This window comes from uncultured Blautia sp., from assembly GCF_902497045.1.
In the GTDB taxonomy this organism is placed as follows: domain Bacteria; phylum Bacillota; class Clostridia; order Lachnospirales; family Lachnospiraceae; genus Blautia_A.
The window spans coordinates 1-6,504 of sequence record NZ_CABVDF010000163.1; the positions used below are offsets into that span (position 1 = coordinate 1).

Genomic DNA, 6,504 nt, shown 5'->3' on the forward strand with positions numbered 1-6,504 from the left:
AAAACGAACTTAATTTTTTGCTAATTTAGGGTTGACTTTTCATAGCTGGTCTCCTTTATAAATAAAAATCGGCGTACCTGACGCCGAAAATCTGCTGTTCTTTTGAGGGGCCCGCGAACTACTCCGGGGTAGACATTTGCTTCGTTCAATATGCGGAGGGAACGGATGCAACCGGAGCAGTATCGCCTGCCATTTAATCATCACCCCTTTAAGGGTAAGTATAATTCATACGAACAGGCGGATTCCATAAAAAATGCCTGCTTCCAAAAAGCAGACAACGCTTGGGAACTGCGGATATCCCCAAGTTGGTTGTTACACTTTACACGGAAGTTTAACCTCGCCATACAAAGCAGGTTTCCTGACTTCAGGATCATCACTTCTTTTCTCCTTCTCATACAAACGTACAATGGATTATTGAAAAGTCGCTCCTCTGTTACAGTGACCGGATCGTTCAGGATTCTCACCTGATTCCCTTTTCTGAATATTTCGCGGAAAACATTCAGCACTTCATATGTTTCATATGGAATTATACTGGCATTATCGTATCACCCTTTTCCATAAATGTCAAGAAATCCCCAACAAAAAATCTCCAATTTTACAAATCAGAGATTCCCAACAAGCTTATCTTTAATAATCGCCAGGATTTCCCTTGGAATATAGATCAGCAGTCTCCAGGACCGGTATCTGGACGGAATCGGATAAATATTTTTGCAGCCGCATTTTTTGCCTATGGCAACTCCCCGGAATACATGGAAATGATTTGTCACCACACCAACCGAAGCCTCCAAAGTACCAATCTTTTCCAGGCTGAAATCCAGATTTTCCTTTGTATTTGTGGATCTGTCCTCCAGAATCAGTCTGTCACTGCTGATACCATGCTCCTGAAGATATATGCTCATCGCCTGCGCTTCACTGATAGTTTCTCCCTCTCCCTGTCCACCGGAGAGAACCGCTTTCGTACCTGGATTCTTTTCCATATACTCCAAAGCCCTTCTGGTCCGTTCCAGAAGGGCTTTGCTCAGTCGTGTCCCGTTTACATGAGCTCCGAGCACGATGATATAGTCAAGATTCTCTTGAATTTTCATTATCTTCCGCAGCAGAATTTATATTTCTTTCCGCTTCCGCATGGACAGGGATCGTTACGTCCGATCTTATGAGGTTTTACAATTGTGCCGGATTTTTTCTGCTCCTTGTAAAGCTCTTTTCTCTTTTCCTCTGTGAAAATTGCATTCCACTGAGGAAGCTCATAAAGCCAGTCTGCTTTTGCATCAACCATGTTTTTGTAAAGAAGTTCCTTATCAAATGCAAGAGTTACCTGAGTATCCTCATCCATTGTTTCAATAGGATTCGGAATCTTCAGACTGTCATTGATACCATCCAGGAAACCTACCATGGTAAGCACACTCTGTCCGTACTTCTCAGCCAGTTCCTTGACAGTTCCGCTTACAACCTCATCCGGATTTGAAAGAAGCTGCTCATAAATTCCTTTTTCAATGTTGAAATAGTTTGCCCAGAACTGCTGAAGCTTATTACGGTCTGCCTGCTGGTCATAGGCTATTGTACGCCACTGTTCTAAGATTGTTTTATCACTCATGTTATTTCATCCTCTTTTCAAAAAATTGCTGCTTAATGCAAGTTGCTGTTACGATCTGTCTGTCATATTAATTAAGCGTTCCTATTATATCATCTTTTTCTCAAAAGTAAAACCCTATTTTAGAGAAAAATACCCTGACTTATGTATTAATTTTCCGTTTTACGGTCATACTATAAATGTTCATTGAATCCCCCTTCAATGAACCAGACTGCAAAAGAAAACTTCAAAATACTTATATCCTCCCCTAAAAAGGTCTCAGGGCTGACGCTTTGCCGCGGTCCTGGGACTTTTGCTTTTGTACCGGTTATTTTACACCAAGGCGTTCCAAATCCTCTGCCGCCTGCTTAAAATCACGAAAATGTACCGTATGAAGTCCCAGTTTCTGTGCTCCTGTACAGTTTTCTTTCCGATCATCAATAAACACACATTCCTCCGGATCCAGTCCGTACGTATCCAGAAGAACCTTATAGATTTCCGGTTCCGGCTTCAGTTCTTTTACTTCACAGGAAAAAACAATTCCATCCATATATTTAAGGAATGTCAGCTTATTTCTGGTCTGTTCCAGCATGTACTGACTGTAATTAGACAGGACATATGTATGATAACCTCGTTTTTTCAGGTATTTCACCCAGGTATCTGCGTAGTCTCTGGTCACAATAGTCTTTCCTGACTCTCTTACAACACGGCGGATATCTTTTTTGTACTGCGGGGCTTTCTCTACAAACTGACGAACGTATTCTTCCTCACTGTAAAGTCCCCTGTCCCTCTCATTCCAGATATCACTTTTGAACACTTCCCGGGCAATGGTCTCCTCCTCTTCTTTTGGGAAACCAAAGCCTTTCAGATATTCTTCCCAGTTAAAATCAACCAGCACACGTCCCACATCAAAAATCACATGTTTGATCTTTCCTGCGTTCTTCTCAGATCTCCTTTTATCAAGAGCCCTGTATACAAGCCACATAGCGTATGCCATAAAGGCAGCAAAAAAAGCCCCCATAAGAGAAGCCATAAAAGTTCCCATGGAGAAGTTTCCTGTCAGTGCAAAATACATAGGCAGACAGAAGATCACCAGAAGAAACACTGCACCTGCCAGTGCCAGCCCCCGTTTCCATTTTTTCATATCAATTATGCACATCCTTTCATTTTTTCCAAAACACTCCAGACTCTGTACAGAACCAGGAAGAGCCATTTTTAGCAACAGAAAAATAATTGCAGAATATATGCTTTCCCGATGCATATAGAAACACGCCGGAGAAAATTCTCCGGCGCTTCTTGTTTTTTATTTTCTGTAGATGATATCGTTTCTTCCTGGTCCGTTGGAAACCATTGTGATCGGGAATCCGATCTGTTTCTCAACAAACTCCACATATTTGCGGCAGTTTTCCGGAAGATCTTCGTATTTTCTGATTCCACGGATATCGCATTTCCAGCCCGGAAGCACCTCCAGTACCGGTTTTGCTTTTTCCAGAAGTCCTGTAGTAGGGAATTCCGTAGTTACCTTTCCGTCGATCTCATATCCGGTACATACCGGGATCTCATCCAGATATCCAAGAACATCCAGCACCGTAAAGGCTACGTCTGTAGTACCCTGCATACGGCAGCCATACTTGGATGCCACACAGTCGAACCATCCCATACGTCTCGGACGGCCTGTAGTAGCGCCATATTCTCCGCCGTCTCCGCCTCTTCTGCGAAGCTCGTCTGCCTCTTCTCCAAAGATTTCGGAAACAAAAGCGCCTGCTCCTACTGCACTGGAATAAGCCTTGCACACAGTAATGATCTTCTTAATCTCATATGGCGGCACACCTGCGCCGATAGCGCCGTAAGCTGCCAGTGTAGAAGAAGAAGTTACCATCGGGTAAATTCCGTGATCCGGATCTTTCAGGGAACCAAGCTGACCCTCAAGAAGAATCTCTTTTCCCTCTTTCAGAGCATTCCACAGGAACAGGGAAACATCTCCTACATAAGGAGCAACCATTTCTTTATATTTCATCAGCTCTGCCATAATATCATCCGGATTCAGAAGCGGCTTGTGGTACAGATGCTCAAGAAGAACATTCTTTGTCTCACATACACGCTCCACTTTTTCTCTCAGGGCATCTTCATCAAAAAGCTCTGCCACCTGGAAACCGATCTTTGCATACTTATCAGAATAAAAAGGTGCAATACCGGATTTGGTAGAGCCAAATGATTTGCCTCCCAGACGTTCCTCTTCATACTGATCGAACAGGATGTGATAAGGCATCACGATCTGGGCACGATCAGAGATCATAATCTTCGGAGCCGGAACTCCTCTGTCCACAACCTCCTGATACTCTTTAAAAAATACCGGAATATTCAGAGCCACACCATTACCGATAATGCTTGTGGTATGGTCATAAAACACACCTGACGGAAGTGTATGAAGTGCAAATTTACCATAATCGTTCACGATCGTATGCCCTGCATTGGCACCTCCCTGAAATCTTACGATAATATCGGCTTCCTCAGCAAGCATATCTGTGATCTTGCCTTTTCCCTCATCTCCCCAGTTTGCTCCAACTACTGCTTTGATCATAACACTATTTCCTCCTCGTGTCGTTTATTGATCTTAACTGTTCAGTACCTGAATAGTTACTATGATTTATACATTGATTTCTGCTGTTACTCCAAGAAGTTCCTTATGGGCATCAAGAACCGGCTGTACGGTTTTTGCAAGAAATACCTCTGTCTGCTCCTTTGCTCTTCCCACATATCTGGACGGCTCCATTGTCTTCTCCAGTTCCTCCAGAGTCAGGTTAAAGGCCGGGTCTGCTGCGATCAGTTCCAGAAGATTATTATCCTTTCCTTCTACCTTTACTGTACGTCCTGCTTCCATGGAAAGTTCACGGATACGCTCGTGAAGTTCCTGACGGTCTCCGCCTGCCTTAACCGCATCCATCATGATATTCTCAGTTGCCATAAACGGAAGCTCGGAACGAAGACGTTTTTCGATTACCTTAGGATAAACAACCAGCCCGTCCACTACATTCAGGCAAAGATCCAGGATTCCGTCAATGGCAAGAAAGCCTTCCGGAACACTAAGTCTCTTATTTGCAGAGTCGTCCAGAGTTCTCTCAAACCACTGGGTAGCAGATGTGATAGCCGGATTCAGGGCATCGATCATCACATATCTTGACAGAGAAGCAATACGCTCACTTCTCATAGGATTTCTCTTATAGGCCATTGCAGAAGAACCAATCTGAGATTTTTCAAAGGGCTCCTCTACTTCCTTCAGATGCTGAAGAAGACGGATATCGTTAGACATCTTATGGGCGCTTGCTGCAATTCCTGCAAGAATATTCAGAACTCTTGTATCCACCTTACGGGAATAGGTCTGTCCGGATACCGGATAGCAATTCTCAAATCCCATTTTTTCAGCGATCATAGGATCGATCTTGTCAATGGTTTCCTGATCTCCGTCAAACAGCTCAAGAAAGCTTGCCTGTGTTCCTGTTGTACCTTTGGAGCCCAGCAGCTTCAGTGTGCCTAATACATATTCCAGATCCTCCAGATCCATCAGGAACTCCTGTGTCCAGAGTGTTGCTCTTTTTCCTACCGTCGTCGGCTGCGCCGGCTGGAAATGAGTAAATGCCAGTGTTGGCTGTTCTTTATATTTATCAGCAAATTTTGACAGTTCCGCGATCACATTGACCAGTTTCTTACGAACTAACTTCAGAGCCTCTGCCATCACAATGATATCTGTATTATCGCCTACATAGCATGAAGTTGCCCCCAGATGGATGATTCCTTTTGCTTTCGGACACTGTACGCCGTATGCGTACACATGAGACATAACGTCATGGCGTACCTGACGTTCTCTTTCCTTTGCTACGTCATAGTTAATATCGTCTGCGTGGCTTTTCAGCTCATCGATCTGCTCCTGCGTAATATTCAGTCCAAGTTCCTTTTCTGTCTCTGCAAGGGCGATCCATAATCTTCTCCATGTGCGGAATTTCATATCCGGTGAGAAAATATACTGCATTTCCTTACTTGCATAGCGCTCTGAGAGCGGACTTACATATCTGTCTGTACTCATTCCGTATCTCCTATCATTTGAAAGATTCCTGCCGTGACTGCTCATTTCAGAAAAAACGCTGTTTCTTCTTTATTCATACAGTCATATCATACGAAGAAAATTATATAACATCCCCGATTTAAAAGCAACCTCTTTTCTTATGCTCCCTGATGGAATTTACCCAGGAATTCCTTCATACGGCTGTTGTCAGAAGAAAATACCTGTTCCGGAGTTCCCTCCACCGCGATCACTCCCTGATCCATAAAAATGATCCGATCAGAGATTTCTCTGGCAAAATTCATCTCATGGGTCACGATCACCATGGTAATATGCAGATCTGCAAGGGAACGGATAACACGCAGCACCTCTCCGGTCAGTTCCGGATCCAGCGCTGAGGTAGGCTCATCAAAGAAAAGAATCTTTGGATTCAGAGCCAGAGCCCTGGCAATGGCAACTCTCTGGCACTGACCGCCGGAAAGCTGACAGGGATAGGCATCCTCCTTATCGGAAAGTCCCATTTTTGCCAGAAGTTCCCTGGCTTCCTGATAAACTTCCGTTTTGTCTCGTTTCTGCACATGAATGGGAGCGTCTGTAATATTTTTCATGACAGTGTAATGAGGAAACAGGTTGAAGTTCTGAAAAACAAGTCCAAAGCAGGAGCGGATTTCTTTCAATTCCTTTTTAGGCGGAGTGACTGGCTTTCCATTTTCCATCCAGACAGTCTTTTTTCCCATATAAGTGATCTCACCGCTGTCAATATCCGTCAGCATAGTGGCACATCTTAAAAGGGTTGATTTTCCGGAACCGGAAGGCCCGATAATGGAAACGATCTCTCCCTCATTTACATGAAGGGAAATATCTTTCAACACTTTCA

At 43.8% G+C, this 6,504-nt stretch carries 6 protein-coding genes and 1 riboswitch; all 6 genes read right to left on the minus strand.

Going from position 1 to position 6,504, the window contains the following annotated elements; translation table 11 throughout:
• Positions 1-330: 330 nt before the first annotated feature.
• Positions 331-525: riboswitch (cobalamin riboswitch) on the minus strand.
• Between the two features lie 77 nt (positions 526-602).
• The 6 genes from RDS42_RS11005 to RDS42_RS11030 all read right to left on the minus strand — a co-directional run bounded on the left by RDS42_RS11005 (position 603) and on the right by RDS42_RS11030 (position 6,499).
• Positions 603-1,085, minus strand: coding sequence for a YdcF family protein (locus RDS42_RS11005; protein ID WP_308783705.1), 483 nt, complete (start codon positions 1,083-1,085; stop codon positions 603-605).
• Positions 1,085-1,594 carry an SEC-C metal-binding domain-containing protein gene (locus RDS42_RS11010; protein ID WP_308783706.1) on the minus strand — a complete coding sequence of 170 codons (510 nt, stop codon included), beginning with the start codon at positions 1,592-1,594 and terminating at the stop codon, positions 1,085-1,087. The genes RDS42_RS11005 and RDS42_RS11010 overlap by 1 nt, the downstream gene beginning before the upstream one ends.
• A gap of 304 nt (positions 1,595-1,898) precedes the next feature.
• On the minus strand, positions 1,899-2,714 hold the full coding sequence (locus tag RDS42_RS11015; protein WP_308783707.1) for an HAD family phosphatase: 816 nt from the start codon (positions 2,712-2,714) through the stop codon (positions 1,899-1,901).
• Between the two features lie 159 nt (positions 2,715-2,873).
• Positions 2,874-4,151 (minus strand): adenylosuccinate synthase, encoded by a 1,278-nt coding sequence (locus tag RDS42_RS11020; RefSeq protein WP_308783708.1) that lies wholly within the window; start codon positions 4,149-4,151, stop codon positions 2,874-2,876.
• A gap of 66 nt (positions 4,152-4,217) precedes the next feature.
• Complete coding sequence (gene purB / locus RDS42_RS11025; RefSeq protein WP_308783709.1) at positions 4,218-5,651, minus strand: adenylosuccinate lyase; 1,434 nt, start codon at positions 5,649-5,651, stop codon at positions 4,218-4,220.
• Positions 5,652-5,788: 137 nt separating this feature from the next.
• A complete protein-coding gene (locus RDS42_RS11030) occupies positions 5,789-6,499 on the minus strand; it encodes an amino acid ABC transporter ATP-binding protein (RefSeq protein WP_308783710.1) in 711 nt (236 codons plus the stop codon).
• Positions 6,500-6,504 lie beyond the last annotated feature (5 nt).